General features: G+C 74.0%; 11 protein-coding genes. 9 read left to right on the top strand and 2 right to left on the bottom strand.

What is annotated here, in order from left to right:
• Window positions 1–31: 31 nt before the first annotated feature.
• A complete protein-coding gene (locus FS770_RS00895; RefSeq protein ID WP_145009292.1) occupies window positions 32–14,593 on the top strand; it encodes a non-ribosomal peptide synthetase in 14,562 nt (4,853 codons plus the stop codon).
• Window positions 14,594–14,657: 64 nt separating this feature from the next.
• Entirely contained in the window at window positions 14,658–14,879 is a 222-nt protein-coding gene (locus FS770_RS00890; RefSeq protein WP_144942564.1) for an MbtH family protein, read from the top strand.
• Between the two features lie 122 nt (window positions 14,880–15,001).
• Here FS770_RS00890 and FS770_RS00885 read toward each other — a convergent pair whose 3' ends face one another.
• Window positions 15,002–16,135: an isochorismate synthase gene (locus FS770_RS00885; protein WP_222126478.1), complete on the bottom strand. Its 1,134-nt coding sequence runs from the start codon at window positions 16,133–16,135 to the stop codon at window positions 15,002–15,004.
• 113 nt (window positions 16,136–16,248) lie between these two features.
• On the opposite strand from FS770_RS00885, the gene FS770_RS00880 reads away from it, so the two are divergent.
• The 5 genes from FS770_RS00880 to FS770_RS00860 all read left to right on the top strand — a co-directional run bounded on the left by FS770_RS00880 (window position 16,249) and on the right by FS770_RS00860 (window position 23,469).
• A complete protein-coding gene (locus FS770_RS00880) occupies window positions 16,249–16,914 on the top strand; it encodes an isochorismatase family protein (RefSeq protein ID WP_144942565.1) in 666 nt (221 codons plus the stop codon).
• The gene (locus tag FS770_RS00875; RefSeq protein ID WP_144942566.1) at window positions 16,907–18,580 is read left to right on the top strand and encodes a (2,3-dihydroxybenzoyl)adenylate synthase; all 1,674 of its coding nucleotides are present in this window, start codon (window positions 16,907–16,909) and stop codon (window positions 18,578–18,580) included. Before FS770_RS00880 ends, FS770_RS00875 begins: the two co-directional genes overlap by 8 nt.
• A 52-nt stretch (window positions 18,581–18,632) precedes the next feature.
• Window positions 18,633–19,931 (top strand): lysine N(6)-hydroxylase/L-ornithine N(5)-oxygenase family protein, encoded by a 1,299-nt coding sequence (locus FS770_RS00870; RefSeq protein ID WP_144942567.1) that lies wholly within the window; start codon window positions 18,633–18,635, stop codon window positions 19,929–19,931.
• Window positions 19,932–20,066: 135 nt separating this feature from the next.
• On the top strand, window positions 20,067–21,905 hold the full coding sequence (locus FS770_RS00865) for a siderophore-interacting protein (protein ID WP_144942568.1): 1,839 nt from the start codon (window positions 20,067–20,069) through the stop codon (window positions 21,903–21,905).
• A gap of 817 nt (window positions 21,906–22,722) precedes the next feature.
• Window positions 22,723–23,469 carry a 4'-phosphopantetheinyl transferase family protein gene (locus tag FS770_RS00860; protein ID WP_144942569.1) on the top strand — a complete coding sequence of 249 codons (747 nt, stop codon included), beginning with the start codon at window positions 22,723–22,725 and terminating at the stop codon, window positions 23,467–23,469.
• A 24-nt stretch (window positions 23,470–23,493) separates the two neighbouring features.
• Here FS770_RS00860 and FS770_RS00855 read toward each other — a convergent pair whose 3' ends face one another.
• The gene (locus tag FS770_RS00855; protein ID WP_144942570.1) at window positions 23,494–24,384 is read right to left on the bottom strand and encodes an acyl-CoA thioesterase; all 891 of its coding nucleotides are present in this window, start codon (window positions 24,382–24,384) and stop codon (window positions 23,494–23,496) included.
• A 43-nt stretch (window positions 24,385–24,427) separates the two neighbouring features.
• On the opposite strand from FS770_RS00855, the gene FS770_RS00850 reads away from it, so the two are divergent.
• On the top strand, window positions 24,428–24,895 hold the full coding sequence (locus FS770_RS00850; RefSeq protein ID WP_144942571.1) for an acyl-CoA thioesterase: 468 nt from the start codon (window positions 24,428–24,430) through the stop codon (window positions 24,893–24,895).
• Entirely contained in the window at window positions 24,892–25,602 is a 711-nt protein-coding gene (locus FS770_RS00845; protein ID WP_144942572.1) for a DUF8185 domain-containing protein, read from the top strand. Before FS770_RS00850 ends, FS770_RS00845 begins: the two co-directional genes overlap by 4 nt.
• Window positions 25,603–25,607 lie beyond the last annotated feature (5 nt).

The following is a 25,607-nucleotide window of genomic DNA, read 5'->3' as shown; positions in this document are numbered from 1 at the left end:
CAGCCCGTCCCCGGAAGGAACCCAGTCTCGCATGGCGTCCTCGTCGAGCCTCCCTGACCCCGCGGAGTGGTTTCCGCTCACCGGCGCGCAGGAGGGGATCTGGAACGCCCAGCGGCTCGATCCGACGTCCCCGTACTACGTGGTGGGGGAGGTCGTGGAGATCGGCCCGGGGGACGTCGACCCGCAGAGGCTGGCGGACGCGGTTTCCGAAGCCGTCGCGGAGACCGAGACCCTGCGGCTGCGCGTGCGTGAACACGACGGCGCCGCGCAGCAGCGTGTCGTGGACGGGACGGGATACCGGCCCGAGATTCGTGACCTGCGGGCCGCACCAGATCCCTTCGCGCTCGCCGCGGCGGTCGTGGACGAGCAGCGCACGGACATGGCCCTGCGTTGCGCGCCGATGGTGGAGCGGGAGCTGTTCCGGTACACGATCCTGCGCCTGACGGACCAGCACGTGTGGCTCGTGCAGCTCTACCACCACCTCGTGATCGACGGGTACTCGGCGGCACGGCTGAGCCGCAGGATCGCTGCCCTCTACCGCGCCGTGACCACCGGCAATTCCGCGGCCCCGTCCGGCTACCGGTCGTTGCGAGATCTGGTGACCGAGGACCGCGAGTACCGGCAGAGCGAGCAGCGCGCGCAGGACGAGCGCTACTGGGTGGACGCCATGACCCCGCTGCCCCCGGTCGGCGGCAGAGAGGGCGGTGAGAAGCATTCCGGCGGGCGCACCGTGCACATCACGCAGACGCTCTCCCCGCAGGACAGCGATCGCCTGAAGAGCCTGGGCTCGCGCGCTGGCAGCAACTGGGTGGACGTGCTGCTCGGCGCGTACGCGGGGTACGTGCACCGGCTGACCGGGCGCCGCGACGTCGTCATGGCCCTGCCGATGATGGTGCGCACCACCACGGCCGCGCTGAAGACCCCGGCCATGGCGGTCAATGTGCTGCCCCTGCGCGTGCAGGTCTCCGCCGAGGACACCGCCGCGGACCTCGCTTCGAAGGTCTTCGCAGCCATGGTGGGCGTGCGCGAGCACCAGCGCTTCCGCGGTGAGGACCTGCCCGGCGCCCTCGGGGTGCCCGGCGCCGGTGGCCTGCTGCACGGGGTGGGCGCCAACGTGAAGGTCTTCAACCCCGCGCTGGACTTCCACGGCGTCCCCGGGCTGCTGCGCAACGTGGCCGGAGGCCCGCCAGAGGACATGGGTCTCACGGTCACGCCGCTGCCCACCGGGCAGGGTACCGAGATCCAGCTGGGCTTCGAGACGGACCCGAGCCGGGTGACTCGTGACCGCGCGCTCGCCCGGCTGCGCGGGTTCGTCACGCTGCTGCGCGGGCTCCTCGCTGAGAACGCGCCCCGCCTGGGGGCGGTGTCCGCGCTGGCGGGTGAGGAACGGGAGGCGCTCGAGCGTCGTCGGGGTCCGTCGGCCGGTGCCGCGGAGGTCGGCGAGTCCTTCGCTCCCGTGGACCTCACGCAGGCCGTCGCGCAGATCGAGCTCCACCGCCCGGACGAGCCCGTGCTCGTGGACTCCCGCACCTCCCTCACCGGCACAGAGCTCGTGCACCGGGCCCGCGTGCTCGCGGGACGTCTGACGGAGGCGGGGGTGGGGCCCGAGGACGTCGTGGTGCTGGACCTGCCGCGCGGCCACGAGATGGTCCTGGGCATGCTCGCCACCCTGCTCGCGGGCGGCGCGTTCCAGGCGCTGGACCGCGCGCACCCCGCCGAGCGGCGTCGTACGACCACCGAGGACGGCGGCGCGGACGTCGTCCTCACGGATGCGGACGGCGACGCCTCCCTGCGCCCGGGTGCCCGCCGGATCCTGTGGGAGCAGGTCTGCTGGGACGCCCCCGCGTCCGAGCCCGCGGACGCCGCCGGGCCGGAGAACCTCGCCTATCTGCTGCACACCTCCGGGACAACCGGGCGCCCCAAGGGCGTGGAGGTGACCCGGGCGGCGCTCGGCCACCTGATCGCCCACCACCGCGCGCTGCTCTTCCCGCCGTCCGAGCAGCGCGCGCAGACCACGCACCTGCACGTGGCGCACGCCGCGTCCTTCACGTTCGACGCCGCGATCGACCAGCTCTCCTGGCTGTTCGGCGGACACACGGTCCACGTCTACGACGCCACCGTGACAGGGGACGCCCTCGCCTTCCTGGACGCGCTCGCGGAGGACGGGATCGATGTGCTGGACTCCACGCCGTCGCTGGCCGGGGTGCTTGTGGAGTTCGGCCTGCTGCAGCTGCCCGCGCCCACCACGCTGATCCTGGGCGGCGAGACGCTGCCCACATCCCTGTGGCACGACGTCGTGGCCTCGGGGAAGCTCGCGTGGAACCTCTACGGGCCCACCGAGTCCACGGTGGACGCCGTGGCGGCGCCGGTGACCGGGCAGACCCCCACGATTGGGAGGCCCCTGGCCGGCCTCACCGCCCACCTGCTGGACACCGATCTGCAGCCCGTGCCGGACGGTGAAACGGGAGAGGTCTACCTGGGCGGCCCGCAGCTCGCCCGCGGCTACCGGACCCGTGCGATCGAAACAGCCACGCGCTTCGTCGCCGATCCCTTCACACCGGGTGGGCGCCTGTACCGCACGGGCGACCTCGCCCGCTGGGAGCCCGGCGTGGGCTACCTGCTGCTGGGCCGCGCAGATGACCAGGTGGAGATCCGCGGTCAGCGCGTGGAGCCCGCCGAGGTGGAGGCGCTGCTGCACGAGGTCCCCGGCGTGGCCGGGGCGGTGGTCGGCGTGCAGGGTCGGGACGAGGACGCGAGCCTCGTGGCGCACGTGGTGCCGTCGCGCGGTGCCCGCCTGGAGGCCGGGGCAGTGCGCGAGGGCCTGGCACGCCGCGCGCCGTCGCACCTGGTGCCCGCCCACGTGGTGGTGCTCGAGGCGTTCCCCGTCACGGTCGGCGGCAAGGTGGACCGCTCCGCCCTGCCCGCACCGCACGTGCAGGAGAGAATCCGCGGGGCACGGACCCCGGCGGAGGAAGTGCTCACGCGTGTGGTGGCCGAGGTGCTCGGCCGCCGCCGCGGGGCGAGCTGCGCTCCCGTGGCACTGGACCGGGACTTCGTCTCCCAGGGCGGGGACAGCATCAGCGCGCTGAGCGTGGTGGGCGCATCCCGCCGCGCGGGCCTGGACATCGCCGCCCAGGACCTGCTCAACGGCACACCGTTGGCCGTGGTCGCTACGCGCGCCGCGGCCTCGAACACGGACATTGCCGCGCTCGCGGCCGCTCGGGCCGAGGGCGGCACGGGAGAGGAGCTCGACGATGCCGCGGCCCCCTCCCGCGCCGACGTGGACCTCCCCGTGGGGCGCGTGGCGCTCTCACCGTTGGTGCGCACCCAGCTCGCTGCCGCGCCGAACGACCGGGCACTGGCGGGCCACGCGCAGTGGGTCGTGCTGGACACGGCCACCTCCCTGGACCGCGACGCCCTCGCGCGTGCGCTGCAGACGGTCCTGGACCGTCACGACTGCCTGCGCCTGGTGCTCGACACCACCGGTGGGGAACCCGCTCTGCTGGTGCGCCGGGCCGGTGCGGTGCTCGCCGAGGACGTCCTCGCCGGGTCGGAGCATCGCGCCGAGAACGACGCCGCTGCGACTGGCGCCGCTGGCCATTCCGGGCATTGCGTGGAGGACCACGCGGAGGCGCTCGTGGCGGAGCTCGACCCCCGCGCGGGCGTCGTGATCCGCGCGGCCGTGGTGGCCGTGAACGCCGCACAGCCGGTGGTCGCGGAGCAGCCCACGGGGGACCAACTTGTGCTCGTCGTGCACCACCTCGCGGTGGACGCCGTCTCCTGGCAGATCCTCACCGCGGACCTCGAGTGCGCGTACGAGGCCGCCGTGGCGGGGACCCTTCCCGAGACGGACGACGTGCCGTGCTCGTGGCGCCACGCCATGGATGTGATGGCTGCCCGCGCCGGTTCGGACACCGTGCGTGAGGACCTCCCCCACTGGGAGCGTGTGCTCCGCTCCGGCCCCGCCGCGCCCCTGGGCGGCCGTCGCCTGGACCCGGCTGTCGACACCGTGGCCACCGTCCGCACGGCGGACCTCGAGATCACCGGCGACGTCGCACGGGCGGTGCGTGAGACCGCACCCGAGGCGTACCGCATGCGCCCCGACGAGGTGGTGCTCGCCGTCGTGAGCCTCGCCCTCGCCCGCTTCGACCACGCGCGCGGACTGCCCGCCGCGGCGCTGCGGCCGGTGACGGTCGAGGGCCACGGCCGTGACACCCTCGCCCCGGGCTGCGACCTCTCGGGCACGGTCGGGTGGTTCACCACCGAGTCGCCCGTTCACGTGGCGTCGGACGCGCTCGGCCACCCCGTTGTCGGCGACGATTCCGGAACCGACTCCGGGACTGACGCCGTCGTCCGCGCCCGCGTGCTCGGCGCCGAGGACCTCGACGACATGCTCGGCGGCGGGTCAGCACTCTCCGCGCTGCTGCGCGCGGCCAAGGAGGCGCGCCGCACGAGCCCGGACACCGCCGGGTACGGCATCCTGCGCCACCTCGACCCGCTGGGCCGGGAGCGTCTCGCGGATCTGGCCGAGCCGGAGGTCGTGCTCAACGTGATCGCCGCGTCCGAGGAGGACCCGGATGGCTGGTCCACGGACGGTGACCGCTCCTTCGCCGTCGTCGAGTCCCCCGAGCGGCGCCTGACCGAGGCGCTGACCGTCAACGTCTTCCAGAAGGCGGGCCCGGAGCCGGGGCTGGGGATCGAGCTGCGCGCCGCGGGCGGCGTGTTCTCCGCCGCGGACCTCGACACCCTGGGTCAGTCCCTGCGCGAGGCTGCCGCCGCGGTGCACCTGCACCTGCTTCTGAACGAGAACGCCGGGGGAGCGAGTCCCTCGGACCTGACCCACCGCCTCCCACAGCCGGACATCGACGCCCTCGAACGCGAGCACGGCCCCGTGGCGGACGTGCTGCCGCTGTCCCCGCTGCAGGAGGGCCTGCTCTTCCACGCGCTCTCCGACGGAGAGGCGGACGCCTACGTCCTCGCGGCCGCGCTGGAGATCGAGGGGGCCGTGGACCCGCAGCGGCTGCAGGATGCCTTTGACGCCGTGCTGCGGCGCCACCCGGTGCTGCGCGCGGCGTTCGACGCGACCACCGTGGGCGAGCCCGTGCAGGTGGTCCCGCGCGCGGTGACCGTTCCGTGGCGCACCGTGGACCTGAGCGCGACCCCGGACGCCGCCGCCGAGCGCGCCGTGACGGCGCTGCTGACCGAGATGTCCCACCGCCCGGTGGACGTGGCCAGGGCACCGCTCGTGGCCGCCACGCTGGTGCGGCTGGGCCCGGAGCGCAGCGTGCTGATCCTCGGCGCGCACCACCTGGTCACGGACGGCTGGTCCACGCCCCTGATGGTGCGCGACCTCATGGCCTTGTACCGCGGCGAGGGGGACGAGCTGCCCACGGCCCTGCCGTTCGGCGCGCACGTCGCCCGGATCAGCGCCGGGGCCGACGCCGCCCTGGAGGCGTGGCGCACCCGCCTGGCCGGACTCGAGCACCCCACGGTGCTCGGCACCGAGCCGTCGGAGACCGCCGGTGGGAGGACGGAGCAGACCCGACAGGACCTGTCCCTCGCTCCGGGAACCGCGCAGCGCCTCGTCGAGGTGGCGCGGACGAACGGGCTCACCCCCAACACCGTGCTGCAGGGCGCGTGGGCCGTGGCGCTCGCCGCCGTGACGGGCCACGACGACGTCGTCTTCGGCGTCACCGTGTCCGGGCGCCCCACGGACCTGCCCGGCATCGAGAACACCGCGGGTCTCTTCGCCAACACGCTGCCCGCCCGGCTCACGCTGCGCCGCGACGAGCCCCTGCTCGAGGCCTTCGCCCGGCTGCAGGGCGAGCAGGCGGGGATGTCCGCGCACGAGTCGGCGGCGCTCGCCGAGATCGAGCGCGCCGTGGGGCTGGGCGAGCTCTTCGACTCGCTCGTCGTCTACGAGAACGCCCCGGCCGACGACGCCGGGCAGGAGGCACTGCCGCGCGTCACCGGTATCAGCAGCGCGGGCGGGACCCACTACCCGCTCAACGTGATGGTGCCGCCGGGGAACGAGTTCCGCGTGGTTGTGGAGCACGATCCGACGCGCGTGGCCGAGCAGACCGCGCAGCGGTTGTGGGCGGAACTGGCCCGCGCCCTCGAGGCCGTGGCCGGGGATCCCACCGTGACGGTGGCGCAGCTTGCGGCCGGGCACGGCGGATCTGTGGCCGAGGAGGGGCGGCCGACGCCCGAGCACGGTGGAACCCCCATCGGGGAACAGGCGACATCGTCCCGTGTGACGGGCGCGGCCCCGACCGCCGAGGACGGGCAGACGGAGGGCGAGACGACCGGCGCGTCGGCCCAGGCATCGGAGAGCGCCAGGACGGCCGCCGCCGCGCCGGGGACGGCGGGTACGCCGTCATCCACCTCCGGGACGCCCAGGGCGACGTCGACCGCGACGGACGGCGTCGCCACCGTCGTGGCCGCGGAGATGGCCGAGCTGCTGGGCCGCTCCGGAATGGACGTCGACGAGGACTTCTTTGCGCTCGGCGGGCACTCCCTGACCGCCATGCGCCTGCTCGGCAGGCTGAGGCGACGCGGCATCACCGTCTCCCTCGTGCAGGTGCTCGACGCCCGCACCCCGGCCGCCATTGCGCGGCTCGCGGAGGGCGGGGCGGTGTCGTCTGCGGACGGGGCGTCTCCGGACGACGCCGTGTCCGGTGACAACCAGGTGCCCCGCGACCCTGCCGTGTCGCAGCACGGCGCGGTGCCTCAAGACCATGCGATTGCACAGAACCGTGCAGACGCGCAGGACACGCCCCGGATCGAGGACGGCGCACGGGGTGGCGCGGAGGGCCCGACCAGCTCCGCTCCGGTCCTGACTCCCGCGCAGCAACGGCTGTGGTTTGTGCAGCAGCTGGAGGGCCCGTCCACGGTCTACGACGTGCCGGTGGCCCTCGAACTGCGCGGCGCCGTGGACGCGGAGGCACTGCGGGCGGCCTGGCACGACGTCGTGCTGCGCCACCGCGCCCTGCGCACCGTGTTCCCCGCCCAGCGTGACGGCACCGCGGGCGTGCGCGTGCTGGAGGGAGAGGAGCTGCCCGCGCTGCGCGTGCACGACCTCCCCGGTACCTTGGCGGAGACCGCTCCGAGCCGCGAGACGCTGGAGGGCGTCGTCGCCGAGCACCTGGCTGACCCGGCCCAGGCCGTCGACATCACCCGTGAGGCCCCGGCCCGCGCGGATCTGTGGACCGGCGGGGACACGGCGCTGCTGCTGGTCGTGGTGCACCACGTGGCGATCGACGCGGAGTCCGTCCAGCCCCTGCTCGCGGACCTCTCCGACGCCTACGGGGCGCGGGCCGCCGGGCGCGCACCGCAGTGGCCCGAGCCCCCGCACGACGAGCCCGCCGCCGAGGACCCCGAGCAGACGGCGGCGGACGAGAGCTTCTGGTCCGAGGAGCTGCGCGGCCTGCCCGCGGAGCTCGACCTGCCCCTGGACCGTCCCCGCCCGGAGACTCCGGGGCACGAGGGCCACACGGACGTGCTGGAGGTCCCCACAGAGCTGCGCGAACGCATGGACCGCGTGTGCGGCGAGCACGGCGTCACGCCCCTCATGCTGCTGCGCAACGCCGTGGCACTCACGTGGTGGCTGCACGGCGCCGGGCGGGACATTCCCCTCGGCAGCACGGTGGCACTGCGCGAGGACCTCGCGGACGAGCAGCGTGCCGTGGGGTACTTCGTGAACTCGATGGTCGTGCGCTGCGCGGTGGACGCCACCGGCACGGTCGCCGAGAACCTGGCTGCCGTGCGGGGTGCCTCCCTGCGGGCGCTGGAGCACAGCGGGCTGCCGTTCGAGCGGGTCGTGGACCTCGTCTCACCCCAGCGTCAGCGCGCCCGGCACCCCCTGTTCCAGACGCTCGTCTCGCACGAGGCACCCGCCCCGACCCCGGGGATCGGCGCACTGGAGACCTCCGAGGTCACCGTGCGCACCACCACCTCGCGCTTCGACGTGGGCGTGTGGCTCGTGGACGGGGACACCTCCTCGCTGCGCGTTGTGGGGTTCGCGGACCTCTTCGACGCCGAGACCGTCTCCGCCCTCGCGCACCGAGTGCTGCGCGTGCTGGAGCAGGTGGTCGAGGACCCGCGTCGCGCCGTTGCCGCGCTGACGGTGGCGGACGAGGCCTCCCGCGAGATCCACCGGCCTGCGCAGCCCCACCGTTCTGCGGAGGCCCGCCGTTCTGCAGAGCGTCATGATCCTGCGGAGTCCGGCCGTGCGGCAGAGGGCCATCGCCCCGCGGCGAACCGGGACACGGCAGTGAACGCGGGCCCCGCGGAGACCCGGGTTCCGAGCGGGACGGACGCGCACGATGACGTCGTCCCCTGCCTCCCGAACGAGGGCGTGCCGAGCGTTCCCCGGGCCTTCGCGGCCCAGGTGGCACGGACACCGCACCGCGTGGCGCTGCGGGATGCCCAGGGAGACCTTTCCTACGCCGAGCTCGACGCCGCGGTGCGCGAGCTCGCCGCGAGGCTGGTCGCCCGCGGGGTGGGGGAGCAGTCGATGGTGGCCGTGGCCCTGCCGCGCGACCGCTCGCTGCTGACCGCCCTGCTCGCGGTGCAGCGCGTGGGTGCGGTCTACGTCCCGCTGGACCCGGACCACCCCCGCCAGCGCACGAGCCAGGTGCTCGAGGACGCCATGGTGGCCCTCGTAGTCTCCACGGCCGAGCTCGCCGCCGGGCTTCCCGCGGCCGGCGCGGACGTGCTGCTGCTGGGCGCTCCCGGCGCCCCGGAAGAGGAAGGCGTGGACAGCGCCGGAGAGACGGCGTCGGCAGCCGGCGACCTGACCACCTCGGCCCTGCCCGAGATCCCCGCCGCAGACGACGGCCTGGCCTACGTCCTGCACACCTCCGGCTCCACCGGGCGGCCCAAGGGCGTCATGGTCACGCGGGCGAACATCGCCGCGTTCCTGCGCTCCGTGGCAGCGCTGGGCTGGGTCCGGGACCGGGACGCGCTCGTCGCGGTGACCACCGTGGCGTTCGACATCTCCGGCCTGGAGCTGTTCGCGCCGCTGTGCGTGGGCGGCACCGTGCACCTCGCGGACCGCGCAACCGTCCGCGATCCCGAGGCCCTGCTGCGCGTCGTCGCCCGGGCGGATGCGGACGTCCTGCAGGCCACGCCCTCCCTGTGGCGCGGTCTCGTGGAGGCCGCGGAGCACGAGGACGTGGACCTGAGCCGGGTGCGCGCTCTCGTGGGCGGTGAGGCCCTGGACCGGGACCTCGCCGCGCGCATGCGGCAGCGCTGCGCGGAGGTCCGCAACGTGTACGGACCCACCGAGGCCACCGTGTGGGTGACCCACGAGCCGGTCAGGGCCGAGGACCTCACGGGCTCCGGCGCCGTGCCGATCGGCACCCCATGGGAGGGTGTGGACGCCACGGTGCTCGACGACGCCCTCCGGCCCGTGCCAGACGGCGTCGCCGGAGAGCTCTACCTGGGCGGCGTCCAGGTGGCTCGGGGATATCTGGGTCGACCGGCCCAGACCGCGGCGCGCTTCGTTGCCGACCCCGCGCACCCGGGGGCCAGGCTCTACCGCACCGGTGACCTGGTGGCGCGCCGCGAGGGACGGCTGCACTTCCTGCGGCGCGTGGACGACCAGGTCAAGGTCCGCGGGTACCGCATCGAGCTCGGCGAGGTCGAGACCGCGCTGCGCTCGCTGCCCGGCGTGCGCGCCGCGGCCGCGTGCGCGCGTCCCGATCCCAGCGGCGAGCACCGGCTGCTCGGCTACGTGGTTCCCACCGGGGACGACGACGCCGCGGGGCAGAGCTCCGCTGCGGCTGCCCGGGACGCCCTGCGCGAGCTGCTGCCGGAGTACATGGTTCCGGCGGTCGTCACGGTGGTTCCGTGCCTGCCGACGACCCCGAACGGCAAGATCGACCGCGCCGCCCTGCCGGAGCCGGACGGTTCCACGGCGGGCGGGATCGCACCGCGCACCGAGGTGGAGCGTGCCGTGTGCAGCGCCGTGGACGAGCTGCTCGGCCTGACCGGCAGCGGGCCGGAGGACGACTTCTTCGGGCTGGGCGGGGACAGCATCTCCTCCCTGCGCCTGGTCGCGGGTCTGCGGGAGAGCGGCTGGGACCTCACGGTCACGGACGTCTTCACGCACCCCGGCCTGGGTGAGCTGGCCGCGAGCGCCCGGCGCACCGCGAGCACGGTGGATGCCAAGGGCGCCACGGGGGCCCAGAGCACAGTCAGTGTGAAGGGTGCCGAGGGCACCGACAGCACCACCAGTTCCGGGAATGCCGCCAACATCACCAGCGGCGAGGGCAGTGACAGCGCCGTCGACTCCGGCAGCACCGGGGCCGAAACGCGCACGGCCATCCCCGCGGACGCCTTGTCCGTCCCGGTGACCCCCGAGCTGCGGGAGGTCTTGGAGGGGCTGGCTCCGCAGTGGCAGGAGGTGCTGCCGCTGACGCCGCTGCAGGAGGGCATGTACCTCCAGTCGCTCGTGGACGGAGCGGACGGCGCGGACGCCTACGTGGTCCAGCACCGCTTCACGCTGGGGGAGGACGTGGATCTCACGGCCGTGCACCGCGCGTGCGACGCCGTGTACCGGCGTCACCCGATGCTGCGGGCGGGCTTCACCCACCGCGGGGTGCCCGCGCCCGTGCAGTTCCTGCTGCCGGAGGGGCCCATGCCGTGGCACGAGACCACGGTGGACTCGCCCGCCGAGGTGGAGCGGGCGGCGTCGGCGCAATTCCACCGGCGCATCGACCCGCAGCGCCCGCCGCTGATCGGCGCGCTCGCCGTGCACCTTCCGGACGGCACGAGCGAACTGGTGGTCACGCAGCACCACCTGCTCACGGACGCGTGGTCCCAGGCGGTGCTCTTCGAGGAGCTGTTCACGCTCGTCGCTGCCCCGGGCCAGGACGAGTCTGTCCTGCCGCAGCCGGCGGACTTCCGTGAGCACCTGCGTCACGTGGCCTCCCGGGACGTGAACGCGGACACCGCGGCCTGGCGCGAGCACCTGGCCGGGATCGACGAGCCGACCCTCGTGGCCGGCCCCGCGCCCCTGGCCGAGCCCGTGCCGCAGCTCGTTACCCGTCCCCTGGGCGCGGAGCTCGACGCCGCCGTGACCGCCCGCGCCCGGGAGCTCGGTGTCAGCCGGGCCACCCTGTTCCACGTGGCGTGGGGAGTGACGCTGCAGCAGCTGACCGGCCGCGACGACGTCGTCCTCGGCAGCGCCGTGACCGGCCGCGACCCCTCCGTGCCCGGGGCCGAGCGCATGGTGGGCCTGGCCCTGAACACCGTGGCCGCGCGCCTGAGCACCCGACCGCACCAGACGGTCCGGGACGTGGTGCGCCGCGCCTTCGCGCAGCAGGGGGCGATGAGCGCCCACCACCGCGCCGGGCTGGGCGAGATCCAGCGGGCCGCGGGTCACGCCACGCTCTTCGACACCCTCGTGGTGCACCGCAACACCGCGATGGACCGGGAGGACCCGAACGGTCCGTTCGCCGGCGCTGGTGTGCTGCGGGCGCAGGCCCTGGACGCCACCCACTATGCGATGGTGCTCGACGTTGACCCCGGGGACGGCACTCCCGGCTCCGGGACCGTCACGTGCGAGCACCACCCCGAGACGGTCTCGACCGAGCGTGCTCAGTGGGCTCTGGACCGCACCCTCGCGGCGCTGACCGACCTGGCCCGCGGCGACGCCGCGCACACGCGGATGGCCGAGGTGGCCGTGGCCGCCCCGCGCCCCAGCGCAGTGCTCGCACCCGCCCCGGTGCCGGTGCCCGGACCCGGTGAGCCCGGCGGCAGCGTGGACCGCCTGCTGCGGGACCTCGCGCGGCGCTCACCGGAGAGCCCGAGCCTCGTGTGCGGGGACGTGCGGTGGAACGCCCGTCAGGTGGACGAGCGGGTGCAGCGCCTCGCCGCCGTGCTTGCTGACCGCGGGATCGGCCGCGGTGACGTGGTGGGCATCCGCCTGCCGCGCACGGCGGACCACATCGTGGCGATCTTCGCGGTCATGCGCACGGGCGCGGCCTACCTGCCGCTGGACGGCAACCAGCCGGTCGAGCGCGCCGCGCAGCTGCTCGCGGACTCCCACGCGAGCGGTCTGGTCCGCGGCGGGGACTGGGACGAGGTGCCGGGGGCACAGGACGCGCCGTTCGCCGTCGTCGACCTCGACGACGCCGCGGTGCGCGCCGTGCTCGACGGCACCGTGCCCGCCCCGGCCGTGGACCAGAACCGGCTCACCGGCCCCGCGAACCCGGACCAGCCGGCCTACGTGATCTACACGTCCGGCTCCACGGGCAGGCCGAAGGGCGTGCTCGTGGGTCACCGCGGGCTGACCACGATGTACCACAACCACGCCGCCGAGATCTTCGAGCCCACCGTGGCCCGACTGGGCGAGCGGCTGCGCGTGGCCCACACCGTGAACTTCGCGTTCGACATGTCCTGGGAGGAGCTGTTCTGGATGCTCCACGGGCACCAGGTGCACGTGGTGGACGACCGGCTGCGGCTGCAGACCGCGGAGCTCGTGGCGCACTACCACCGGGTGGGGATCGACGTGATCAACGTGACCCCGACCTACGCCCGGGAGCTGCTCGGCCACGGCCTGCTCGAGGGGCCGCGCCACCCGGGGCTCGTGCTGCTGGGCGGTGAGGCCGTGCCGCAGGAGCTGTGGACGCTGCTGCGCGAGACGCCGGGCGTGAGCGGCTACGACCTCTACGGGCCCACCGAGTTCACGATCAACGCGTTCGGCTCGCCCGTCGAGGAGAGCACCTCGCCGTGCCTGGGCCGCCCCGTGCGCAACGCGCGCGCCGCGGTGCTGGACTCCTCCCTCCGCGAGGTGCCCGAGGGCGCCGTGGGGGAGCTCTACCTCTCCGGGGACGGGCTCGCGCACGGCTACGTGGGAATGCCGGGGCGCACCGCCACGACGTTCGTCGCGGACCCGCAGCGCTCCGGCCAGCGGATGTACCGTACGGGCGACCTCGTGCGCCGGGAACCCGGCGACAGGCTCGTCTACTGCGGCCGCAGCGACCGCCAGCTGAAGATCCGCGGCATGCGCGTGGAGCCGGGGGAGACGGAGGCCGCGGCCGAGTCCCTGCCCGGCGTCGCCTCCTGCGCGGTGGACGTGCGGGGCGGCGACGCCGCACGCCACCTCGTCGCGTGGGTCACCGCGGACGACGGCGCCGTGCTGGATCCCGCGGTGCTGCGCGAGCGGCTGCGAGAGCTGCTGCCCGCCCACCAGGTGCCGCGCCGCGTCACCGTGGTGGAGAAGATGCCGGTCACGGCCAACGGCAAGCTGGACCGCGCCGCGCTGCCGGACGAGCCCGGCCGCGCCGAGGGGGCGGGCTCCCCGCGCACCGAGGCCGAGCGGGGGGTGTGCGACGCCGTCGCCGCGGTCCTCGAACTCGACGCCGCCGAGGTGGACGTGACCGGGTCCTTCGCGGACCACGGCGGGGACTCCCTGGCGGCCATGCGGGTGGCGAGCCACGTGGAGCGCCACGCCGGGTTCACCGTGGCCGTGGCAGAACTGCTCGCGGGGACGTCCCTCGCAAGGATCGCCGAGGCGTCGGACGGGTCGCAGGACCCGGTCGAGGACGACGCCGCACGGGACGCCTTCCCGGGCGACGGGACGGGTCTCGCGTCCGACGACACCCGGGACCCGGCCTCGGAGGCCACCGCGACGGTGCCGGAGACTGACGCTGGGGAGGTTCCCCTGGAGGTTCCCGCGGAGCGGGAGACTCCCGTGCCCGGGGCTCCCACTCCGGCTCAGCCCTCCTCCGCTCAGCCATCCTCGGCCCCGAGTACCCGGCTCACCCCGCCCACCCCGGCGCAGCCGGCCCGCGAGGTGCTGCACCTGCGGCGCGGCGAGGGGGTTCCGCTGTGGTGCCTGCACCCCGGTGGCGGCTTCGCGTGGCCGTTCCTGCCGCTCGCGACGCGGCTCGGGGAGCGGCCCGTGAACGGCGTGCAGCTGCCCACGGTGGAGGACGCGGCGGACCGGGGCATCGACACGATGCGGGGACTCGCGCGGTTCTACGCGGACCTGATCCAGGAGGAGCAGCCCGAGGGGCCGTACGACCTGCTGGGCTACTCCTTCGGGGGAACCGCCGCGCACCACGTGGCCGCCGAGCTGACGGCGCGGGGTGAACGCGTGTCCTCGCTGACCGTGCTGGACGCCCACCCCGCGGGACGGGCCACGTCCCACCGCTCGGCGGCGGCCCGCCGGACCCGCGGGGAGCTGCCTGACGAGCACGTGATCGAGCTCGCGGGACTGGCCGAGGACTTCGCCACACGCTCGCCCGAGGTCCTGGACGCCCTGCGCGAGAACCTGCAGCGGTGCACCGCCCTGCTCACCACGTCCGAACCGTGCGCCTACGACGGCCCGGTGACGCTCGTCGTCGCCGACCGGCTGCGGCCCGGCTTCGCCGAGAAGCAGGAGGAGGGCGTGTCCCGCCCCGGGCAGGACGACTGGGATCCGGAGAACGCGTGGCGCGCGTGCCACCGCGGGGAGCTCACGGTGCACCGGCTGCCGTTCTCGCACGCGGGGCTCGCGAGCCCCGAGGGCTGGGACACGATCCTGCCGCTGCTGCCACCGGCACCCACCCGCACCACCGCGGCCCGGTCGCAGGGTCGCTGAGACACCGCACCACCGAGACGCACCACCGAGACGCAGAACTGCTGACACACAGGAGGACGACACCATGAGTACCAACCCGTTCGACGACGAGGACGGCACCTTCCAGGTGCTCGTCAACGACGAGGAGCAGCACTCGCTGTGGCCCGTCTTCAAGCCCGTTCCCGAGGGCTGGACGGTGGCCTTCGGCGGGACCGAGGGCACCCGCCAGGCCTGCCTCGAATATGTAGAGGAGCACTGGACGGACATGCGCCCGCGCTCGCTGCGTGGGGATTCCGCCGACGCCTGAGACCCGCCCACCACGAAGGCCGCCCCCGCACACGTGATGTGTGCGGGGGCGGCCTTCTGCAGGGTGGTTCTGGCGTCTGGCGTCCTTTCACGGGCACGGGGTGGCTCAAACGGCTGCTCGTCTCAGCCGCGGGGGCGGGGTGGCGCCGGGACGGTCTCCAGCAGGTCCTGCACGCCCAGCGCCGTGAGGACGGGGGTGAACTTCAGCCGGGTCTCGGCGAGCTCGGCCTCCGGGTCGGAGTCGGCCACGATGCCGCCGCCCGCGTGCGCGGTGAGGCTGAGACCGTCCTCGGCCAGGTGGCCGCCGCGCAGCAGCACGCGCCAGTGCCCGTCTCCGGAGGCGTCGCACCATCCGACGGCACCGGCGTAGTACCCGCGCGGGGACTCGGTGGCGAGGATGTGGTCGAGCGCGGTGGAACGGGGCGACCCGCACACCGCGGGCGTGGGATGCAGGGCCGCGGCGAGGTCCAGTGCCGTGTGCGTCGGGTCGGCCAGGACGCCACGGATGGTGGTGCCCAGGTGCCAGATCCGCTCCGTGTGCGCGAGCGTGGGCAGGGGCGGCACGTCCAGCTCGGCGCACAGCGGACGGAGGACGGCCTCGATCGCGTCCACCACGTAGCGGTGCTCGTCGAGGTCCTTGTGCGAGGTCTGCAGTGCGAGCGCGGCCTCCCGGTCCAGGTTCCGGTCCTCGGGGCGGCGGGCGGCGGTTCCCGCCAGGGGGTGCGTGGAGACCTCGAGGCCTTCGCGCCGGACCAGCACTTCGGGGCTCGAGCCGATCATGTGCCCGCCGGGCAGCGCGGAGTCCGTGGGGAGACGGACGAGGTACCCGTTGCCCTCACGGTCGTCCGCCACGAAGCGCCGCAGCAGCTCCAGCGGATCCCCCGGCTCGGCGAGGTCCAGGCGCAGGACGCGGGCGAGGACCACCTTGTCGAGGGCGCCCGATCGGGCAAGTTCCACGGCGCGGGCCACGCGGGCCACGTGCTCGTGTGGTTCGGGCTCCTCGTTCCAGGAGCGGACGGTCGGCACGCCCGTGGCGGAGGTGCCGGGCCCCGGAAGGGCGGCGGCGTCCGGGTCCCAGGACTCGGGCTCGAAGAGTGCTGCCGGCTGGCGGGTGTCGAACGGAAGGCACCCGACGACGACGCCGGCGTCCCCGGCGCGCAGGGCGCGGGCCGCATCCTGCCCGGAGCTCCAGCGCTGCCGGATGCCGCGGCCCACGGCGGAGCGGCCGCGCTGGGAGAGGACGAAAGTGGGATCCAAGGCGCGGGAATGGGCTTGTGTGCGGGGAGAAGTCGTCGGCTGGTTCAACACGGTGCTAAGGATAGGCTAACCTAATTGTCGAGTCCACCGACCGCACCCTGGAGTACATCGTCATGCCCATTCCCTCCATCGACAGCTACGCCGTCCCGGCGCCCAGTGAGGCCAACCGGGTGCACTGGCAGCTGGACCCGTCCCGCTGCGCCGTGATGGTGCACGACATGCAACGATACTTCCTCGCCGCCTACGACCGCGGGGCGGAACCGGCGCGCACCGCCGTGAGGAACATGACACTGCTGGTCGAGCACGCCCGGGCCCACGGGATCCCGGTGATCTACTCGGCCCAGCCGGGGGACCAGCACCCGCACCGTCGCGGCCTGCTCAGCGAGTTCTGGGGCACGGGGATGACCGAGGGTGTGGACACCGAGATCATCCCCGAGCTCGAGCCGCAGGAGGGGGACGTGGTGCTGACCAAGTGGCGGTACTCCGCGTTCCAGCGCACGGACCTGCGCCAGGTGCTGAGCCACCTGAAGAAGGACCAGCTCGTGATCGTGGGCGTCTACGGCCACATGGGCTGCCAGGTGACCGCCACCGAGGCGTTCATGCACGACATCCAGCCGTTCCTGGTCTCGGACGCCGTGGCGGACTTCTCCCGGGAGGAGCACCGGGACGCCGTGGACTACGTGGCCAAGCGCTGCGGCTACGTGCTGCAGACCCCGGACGTCCTCACCGCATGGGACGCGGTGGGTGCCGTGCAGGCCGGGGAGGCGGCCCGTGTCTGAGCCGAGCACCCAGGACCTTCCCCCGGTGCTGCCCAACGGCATGCCCGCCGAGGCCGCCCGGCACTACCGCGAGCTCGGACTGTGGACGGGCCAGACGCACCGGGACCTCTTCGACTCCGCGATCAGCGGTCGTCCGGAGCACACCGCCGTGGTGGACCGCCACCGCAGCCTGACCTACCGCGAGCTCGGCGAGGGCATGGCGCGCGCCGCCGCCGTGTTCCGCGCGGCCGGCGTGGGCGAGGGCTCGCCGGTGGTCGTGCAGCTGCCGAACTCCGCCGTGTTCCTCGAGACCGTGGGCGCGCTCTTCGCCCTCGGCGCGGTGCCGGTCTTCGCGCTGCCGGCGCACGGCTCGCGCGAGGTCGAGCACTTCTGCGCCCTCGCCGACGCCGTGGCCTACGTGGGTCCGCGCCGCGGAACGCGGGACCTGCTCGCGGTGGCCGACGCCGTGCGGGAGCGCCGCGGCGACGTCGCCGTGGTCACCGTGGACGAGCGCGTGGCGGAACCGTGGGCCGAGGCCACGGTGGACGGCGACGTCGTCGACGTGCGCGACGCCGCCATGCCCACCACGCGGGTCTCGCCCGCGTCGCTGGCGTTCCTGCAGCTCTCCGGCGGCACCACCGCGCTGCCGAAGCTGATCCCGCGCACCCACGACGACTACCTCTACTCCGTGCGGCGCAGCGTGGAGGTCTGCGACGTGCGCCCCGAGGACGTCATGCTGGTGGCCCTGCCGTGCGCGCACAACTTCACCATGAGCTCCCCGGGGATCCTGGGTGCGCTGCACGTGGGCGCGACCATCGTGATGGCCGCGGACCCCAGCCCCACCACGTGCCTGAGCGCAATCGAGAAGCACGGGGTCACCCAGGCGGCGCTCGTGCCGCCGCTGCTTCTCGCGTGGCTCAACAGCCCGGCGGTGGCCCGCCACGACCCCTCCTCGCTGCGCACCCTGTGGGTGGGCGGCGCCAAGCTCAGCGACACCGCCGCCCGCCGCGTGGGCCCCGAGCTGGGGTGCACGCTGCAGCAGGTCTTCGGCATGGCCGAGGGGCTCGTGAACTACACGCGCCTGGACGACCCCGAGGACCTCGTGGTCACCACCCAGGGCCGGCCGATGTCCGAGCACGACGAGCTGCGCATCCTCGCCGAGGACGGCACCCCCGTGGCACCCGGTGAGCCCGGCGTGCTGCACACCCGCGGGCCGTACACCATCTGCCAGTACCACCGCGTCCCGGAGGTCAACGCCCGCTCGTTCAGCGAGGACGGCTTCTACTGCACCGGGGACATCGTGCGCCAGCTGCCCAGCGGGCACATCGTGGTGGTCGGCCGGGACAAGGACCAGATCAACCGCGGCGGCGAGAAGGTGGCCCCGGAGGCGGTGGAGAACGAGCTGCTCGCCCACCCGGCGGTGCACGACGTCTCCGTGGTGGGCATCCCGGACGAGGCCCTCGGTGAGCGGATCCGCGCCTACCTGATCCCGCGCGCGGAGCACCGGGAGCGGATGCCCACGGCCGTGGAGCTGCGCGGGTTCCTGCGCGGACGCGGGCTGTCCTCGTTCGCCGTGCCGGACGTCTTCGAGGTCGTCAGCGAGTTCCCGCACACCGGTGTGGGCAAGACCAGCAAGAAGGACCAGCGGGGCATGGCGGTGCCGGAGCGGGGCCCAGCGACCGACTGAGCCGAGCCGCCCGACCCACTCTTTTCCCACGAACCACGAATCGAGTTTCCCCATGTACGACCTCATCGGCGTCGGCTTCGGACCGGCGAACCTGGCCCTGGCCATCGCGATCGACGACCACAACCGGCGCTGCCCGGACGCCGAGCGGATCGAGGCGCTGTTCCTCGAGCGCTCACCGCACTTTGCGTGGCACCCCGGCATGCTGCTGCCGCACGCCACCATGCAGATCTCCTTCCTCAAGGACCTCGTCTCCTTCCGGGACGTGACGCACCCGCTGTCCTTCCTGTCCTACCTGCAGCACCGGGGCCGGCTGGACCACTTCGTGAACAAGCAGACGTTCTTCCCGTCCCGCGCCGAGTTCTCGGACTACCTGGGCTGGGCCGCGGACCAGGTCTCTGAGCAGGTGCGCTACGGCGCCGAGGTGCGGGCCGCCCGCGTGGACCCCGAGGACCGCAGCGTGGTGGTCGAGCTCGCGGACGGCGAGCAGCTGCACGCCCGCGCGGCCGTGCTGGCCCCGGGTCTGCAGCCGCGGCTGCCCGAGGGCGTGAGCCTCTCGGACCGGGTGATCCACACGTCCCAGACCGTGCACGCTCTGCAGGGCCTGGAGACCCCCGTGCGCACCGCGGTGGTCGTGGGTGCGGGTCAGAGCGCCGCCGAGGTCGTGCAGTTCCTGCACGATCGGGACGAGCAGACCACCGTGCACTCGGTGTTCGCCAAGGTGGGCTACACCCCGGCGGACGACAGCCCGTTCGTCAACCGCATCTTCGACCCCGCCACGGTGGACCGCTGGCACGGTGCCCCGGAGGACGTCCGGCGCCGGCTCTTCGACTACCACCGCGGCACCAACTACTCCGCGGTGGACCCGGAGCTCGTGGAGGCGCTCTACGACGTCGAGTACGAGGAGCGCGTGAGCGGGCACCGGCGACTGTTCATGGACAGCTGCTCGGAGGTCGTGGCCTACCGGGAGACCCCCGACGCCGTGGAGGTGGACGTCCGAGACCTCACCACGGGGGAGACCACCACCCTGGAGGCCGACCTCGTGGTCTTCGCCTCCGGCTACCGCCCGGCGGACCCGGCCGAGCTCTTCGGCCCGGACGCCCGGTGGTACCGCCACGAGGGCACGGCACCGGCGGTCGCGCGGGACTACCAGTGGATCCCCGCGGACGAGTCCGCACCGCCGGTGTACCTCAACGGGGGTGTGGAGCACACCCACGGCCTGTCCTCGTCGCTGCTGTCCAACCTGGCGGTGCGCGGTGGCGAGATCGTGGACTCCGTGGTCGCGGCCCGTGCCGCGCAGTCCGTGGCCGACGCCGTCGACGCCGCGGGCGCCGTCGGCTCCGGCGCGCACTAGAGACCGCGCCGGTCCGCGCCGGTCAGCTCTCCGGCACGCACCAGACCGCACCCCGGCACCCGGCGGCCGGAGCCACAGACGCCGGAAGCGGGCGGCCCACGGCCCGCCCGGGCAGCAGGCAGAGAGAGGCAGCACATGCAACGCACCACCCGCGAGACCACCGTCTACCCGATCGCGATCCGCGAGCTGCAGGTGCAGCGGATCGAGGACCTGAGCCCGCACATGCGCCGCGTGGTGCTGGGCGGGCCGGGCCTGGAGGCCCACGAGCGCAACGGGGTCCCGGTCCCGGCGTTCCGCAGCACGGGCTTCGACGACGACGTGAAGATCATCGTCCCGGACCCGGTGACGGGGCTGTGCGCCATCCCGGAGCCCCAGCCCGGGGGCACGGTGGCGTGGACGGACGAGTCCGTCGCGCTCGCCCGGACCTACACGGTGCGCTCCGTGGACACCGAGGCGGGGGAGGTCGCCCTGGACTTCGTGTTGCACGGCACGGGCCTGGCCTCGGGATGGGCGCGGCGCGTCCGCCCGGGGGAGAGCGTGTACGTGGCGGGCCCCAAGGCCTCCGCCGCCGCACCCGAGGACGTGGACTGGCTGCTGCTGGCCGGGGACGACACCGCCCTGCCCGCGATCGCCCGCGCGCTGGAGGACCTGCCGCGCGGCACCCGGGTGCACGCCGTCGTCGAGGTCCCCACCGCCGCGGACCGGATCGAGCTGAGCACCGAGGCGGACGTCACCCTCACGTGGGCCGTGCGCGAGGCGGGCGAGGACCTGGTCTCCGCGGTGCAGGGCATCGACTGGCTGCCCGGCGAGGCCTTCGCGTGGGTGGCCGGGGAGGCCCTGAGCATCAAGCCCCTGCGCCGCTGGCTGCGCGAGGAGCGCGGCGTGACCCGCGAGCACACGGACATCTCCGGGTACTGGCGCCGACGGGACGTGGTCAGCGTGGCGGACTCCCCGGACGTCGTGGACGTGGGCGCCACCGGGCCCTCCGCGGAGGCCCGGCTGCACGAGCTCACCGAGCTGGCACCGGCGCTGCTCGTGCGCACCGCGTGCGCGCTCGGCGTGTTCTCCCACGTGGACGACGGCGCCACGAGCGTTCCCGCCCTGGCGCGCGTCCTCGACCTGCCGGAGACCTCGACCGGGCGGCTCGTGCGCGCCCTGCGCGTCCACGACCTGCTGACCGGGGACGACGACGCCGTACTGGCCCTGAGCGAGACGGGCGTCCTGCTCGCGGACCCCGACTCCCGGCTGGTGCGCTCCCTCTCCCCGGCGGCCACCGTGCGGGAGCTCTCCCTCGCGGGACTCGACCGGGCCCTGGCCACCGGCGCCGCCGTGCCCGTGGACACCGACGGCCGCCACTGGGACGAGCTGTGCTCCCAGGACGAGGCCCTCGCGGCGCAGGTCGACGACCAGGTGGCCGAGGAGGCGTGGTTCACCGCACCGGCGGTGCCCGCCGCCGTGGGCCTGGAGGAGTCCGAGACCGTGGTCTTCGCGGGTCCCGGATGCGGTGTCTACGCCGAGGAGGCGATGCGCCGCGTTCCCGGGCTGCGTGCCGTGCTGGCGGGCTCGGACGCCGAGGTGCGCCGGGGTCTGGCGGACGTCTCCGCCGTGCGCCGCGAGCACGTGCAGACCCTCGTCACGGAGGAGCCCGCGGACGTTCCCGACGGCACCGCCACGCTGCTGCTGCTCGACCCGTTCGGCTCCACCCCCGCGGCCGGGCACGCCGCCCTGCTGGACCGGGCAGTGCAGCGGGTGGGGCGCGTCGTCGTGATCACCGCCCTCGTGGACACCGAGACCCCCGACGAGTTCGACGTGGAGGAGGACCTGCGTCGGCTGTGCCTGAGCGGGGGCGAGATCCCCACCCGACGCCGTCTGTCCTCGGTCGCCGCGGACGCCGGGGCGCTCGTCCACGCGGTGAACCCCGTGGGCTGGGGCGTGTGGGCCGTGGAGCTGCGACCCCTCACCGGACGGGTGTGAGCCCGGGTGCGCACGCTGCTCGAACCACCCGTTGACGAGGACCGCCGGACCTACCTGGCCGTGATGCCCTCGACCACCCCGGCGGGGCTGATCGGGCAGGTGCTGCGCTCGCGTCCCGGGCTGACCCTGGGGGCCGCGGTCCTCGCGGTCACCCACCAGCTCGGTGAGGTGCTCGTGCCCGTGGTCGTGGGCCGCGCGCTCGACGGGCCCCTGGCCAGCGGCGACCTGCGCGGCACCGTGCTGGTCGTGGTGCTGCTCGCGCTCGTCTTCGTGCTGCTCAGCTTCTCGTACCGCATCGGGGCCCGCATGGGTCACGCCGCCACGAGCTACGTGGAGCACGAGCTGCGCATGCGCGTGACGGACACCCTCACCCGACCCGAGGGCCTGGGCGGGCGCCGTCGCGCCCCCGGTGACCTGATGACCGTGGCCGGTGCGGCCGTCACGGCGTTCGTCACGGACCGCCTGACCGCCCCGCTCGCCGCGCGCCAGCACCGGGCCCAGGAGACCGCGGGTGCCACGGCCGACGCCGCCGTGGACCACCTCACCGGTCTGCGGGTCATCACGGGGCTGGGAGCGGGCCCCGAGGCGGTCTCCCGCTACCGTGCCGCGGCGGTCGCTGCGCCGAGCTGTGGGCCGCCTCGCACACGGACGATACCGGGGCATGCTGACTCCTCCCCGGGGCCCGGCACGTTCAGGCCAGGACCTGGCCGTTCCGTGCTCTCGTGGTGGGGCGTGCCCCGGTCCTGGCATGGTGGGAACCGGCCACGTCACCACCCGGGAGCAGCCCGGGCCCCGCAGACCACCCCGGAGGTGCCCTATGAGACCCACGGCAGCCACGACCACTGGCACCGACAGTGCCTCCGGGGGTGGCGTGCCCGTCCCGTCCGGGCAGTCTGCGGTGGCCCGGGCGCTCGCGGCTCTGCTGCCCGACGGCGCGGTGGTGGTGGCGGCCACCGAGGACGTCGCGGGGGACCTGCGCCCCGGCGAGGGGGAGTCGCTCGCCCGGGCCGTGCCGTCGCGGATCGCGGAGTTCGCCACGGGGCGGTCGTGCGCGCACCAGGCACTGGATCTGCTGGGCGTGCCCACCGCGACGATCGGACGGGGCGGGCGCGGCGAGCCCCTGTGGCCGGCCGGTGTGGTGGGCAGCATCACCCACTGCGAGGGGCTGCGGGCGGCCGCGGTGGCCCGGGCGGGCGACGTCGCCGGCCTGGGGATCGACGCCGAACCCCACCTCCCGCTGCCCGAGGACGTCGTGGACCTCACGCTGACACGGCCCGAGCGGCATCGGCTGGTGGAGCTTCACCGCACGGCCCCGGACGTGGCGTGGACGCGCGTGGTCTTCAGCCTCAAGGAGGCCGTCTACAAGCTCTGGTACCCGTTGCGCCACGAGTGGCTCGGCTTCGAGGAGGTGGACACCGTGGTGCACCCGGACGGCACGTTCGCCGTGGCGCTGCCGCGCCCGCTGAGCGTCGGAGGTGAACAGATGATGACAGTGCGGGGGCGCTGGGCCCTCACGGGCGGATTCGTGCTGACGGCGGCGGCGCTGGGCCGTTCCAAGCAGTAACAGCGTCCTGGGGACAGTGCCCCGTCAGCGGAACTCGGGAAGGCGCATCATGCCCTCCTGCACCGTGGTGGCGATCATGGTGCCGTTGCGCGTGAACATCTTGCCGATGGACAGCCCTCGCGCCGACGACGCGCTGGGGGAGGTCTGCGTGTAGAGGATCCACTCGTCGGCCCGTGCGAAGCGGTGCCACCACATGGCGTGGTCCAGGGAGGCGACGTTCATGCCCCGGTCTCCCCAGGACCGGCCGTGGCGGCGCAGGATGGGTTCCATCATCGTGTAGTCGGACACGTAGGCCAGCGCCGCGCGGTGGATCGCGGGATCGTCCGGCAGGGGGGAGAGCGCCTTGATCCACACGGCGTTGTACGAGTCCTGGGCACCCTGCCACGGGAGGAAGAGCGGCTGCGTGATGTAGCGCATGTCGAAGGGGCGCTCGAAGGCCTGGGCGCGGGCCTCAGGGATGTCCAGCGCCCCGAGGGTCTCACGCAGGGCCGGCAGCGACTCCGGGTCCGGGACGCCCTCGGGCATCTCGTCCTGGTGCTCCAGGCCCTCGGCGGGCTCCTGGAAGGACGCGATCACCGAGAGGATGGTCTTGCCCTCCTGGTAGGCGTGGATCCGGCGGGCGGAGAAGGAGCGGCCGTCCCGCACCCGCTCCACCCCGAAGGTGATGGGCACCTCGATGTCCCCGCCCCGCAGGAAGTACGCGTGCAGGGAGTGGACGGCCCGGCCCGGGTCCACGGTGCGCATGGCGGCCATCGCGGCCTGGGCGAGCACCTGCCCGCCGTACACCCGTGCCCGGGGGGTGGTGATCGTGTGGCCCACGAAGATGTCCTCCGTGGTCCGGGCGCCACCGCCGTCTGCGAGGTCGAGCATCCGGATCAGCGCGGCCACGGGTTCCTGGGTGGGATCGACAGTCATGGCCCCACTCTAAACCGGCTGACGAATGTGGTCTGATAGAACCATGACCTCGCTCAACATCCCCATCCAGATGCGCTTCTTCGACCAGGACCAGTACGGCCACATCAACAACGTGACCATGCTGCGCTACTTCGAGGACGCCCGCGTGCGACTGACCGCCTCGCCCATCGGCAAGGACCCGGACCACGGCATCCCCGAGGACACCACGTTCCGGGGGGCCGTGGGGGAGCTGCGCACCGTCGTCGCCCATCAGAGCGTGGACTACAAGGAGCAGCTGTTCTTCCGCATGGATCCTGTGTGCGTGCGCACGTGGATCTCCCGCATCGGCGGCTCGTCCTTCACCATCTCCTACAGCCTGCAGGAGGAGGACGGTTCGCACGTCTACGCACAGGGCGAGTCCGTGATCGTGGTCATGGACCCGGAGACGGGCAAGAGCGTCAAGCTCTCGGAGGACCACAAAGCGCTGCTCGCCTCGCTCGAGGACGACGTCGAACTCGACCACGCACGATGAGCACCCCCCACGAGAACCCCGCCGAGGGCTTCGCGCTGCTGGACCAGCGCGACGCCGCGGACCTCGCCACGTACGTGAGCCGGGCCCGTTCCGTGGATCCCCAGGCCGCCGTGCGGCTGCAGGGCATGGACCGCGTGCTCGCCGTGTGGGTCTCCGTGATCCACCCCGCGGGCCTGCTCGACACCGCCCCGGTGGTCCTCGGGCTGCGCACCATGGCCCTCGCGGAGTCCTCGGGCCTGGACACCACGGTTGCTGCCTCGGCCATCACCGACCGCCTTGCGCGCGTGAGCACGCAGGCGGTTCCCGCGGGCGACGACGCCGTGTGGCTCAGTGCCCCACCGCAGCAGGTCAACGCGCCGTGGGCCGGGATCGTCGCACCGCGCACGGGTTGGAGCGCACTGGGTACGGTGGCCGCGCACCACGTGCGGGACGTTGCCCGCCGTGGCGTGCAGGCCGTCTCGGACGCCGTCCCCGCGGACTCGGGTGCCGCGATCGTGCAGAAGGTCCGCTCGCGGGTGTGGGGTGCCTCCTCCGGGTGGGGTCCACTCGACGGCCCGGAGATCCCGGACGGCGCCGCGTTCGCCCTGGACGTCCTCGGCTTCATCCCGTCCCCGGACTCAGACGTCCACGTGGCCGCGGAGCAGACCGGGCAGTGGCTGCGCCTGAGCACCGCCGCGGGCCACGTGCTGGTCAAGCTGCCGCGCTGATGCGG

This window comes from Kocuria salsicia (assembly GCF_007681555.1).
In the GTDB taxonomy this organism is placed as follows: Bacteria; Actinomycetota; Actinomycetes; order Actinomycetales; family Micrococcaceae; genus Kocuria; species Kocuria salsicia.
Note: the sequence above shows the minus strand (reverse complement) of the source record. Positions and strands in the feature narration are given on the sequence as shown.

Coding starts and splice junctions, on each gene's coding strand:
- FS770_RS00850 (WP_144942571.1), top strand. CDS start 24,428: ATGACCTCGCTCAACATCCCCATCCAGATGCGCTTCTTCGACCAGGAC.
- FS770_RS00860 (WP_144942569.1), top strand. CDS start 22,723: ATGAGACCCACGGCAGCCACGACCACTGGCACCGACAGTGCCTCCGGG.
- FS770_RS00870 (WP_144942567.1), top strand. CDS start 18,633: ATGTACGACCTCATCGGCGTCGGCTTCGGACCGGCGAACCTGGCCCTG.
- FS770_RS00855 (WP_144942570.1), bottom strand. CDS start 24,384: ATGACTGTCGATCCCACCCAGGAACCCGTGGCCGCGCTGATCCGGATG.
- FS770_RS00895 (WP_145009292.1), top strand. CDS start 32: ATGGCGTCCTCGTCGAGCCTCCCTGACCCCGCGGAGTGGTTTCCGCTC.
- FS770_RS00865 (WP_144942568.1), top strand. CDS start 20,067: ATGCAACGCACCACCCGCGAGACCACCGTCTACCCGATCGCGATCCGC.
- FS770_RS00890 (WP_144942564.1), top strand. CDS start 14,658: ATGAGTACCAACCCGTTCGACGACGAGGACGGCACCTTCCAGGTGCTC.
- FS770_RS00880 (WP_144942565.1), top strand. CDS start 16,249: ATGCCCATTCCCTCCATCGACAGCTACGCCGTCCCGGCGCCCAGTGAG.
- FS770_RS00845 (WP_144942572.1), top strand. CDS start 24,892: ATGAGCACCCCCCACGAGAACCCCGCCGAGGGCTTCGCGCTGCTGGAC.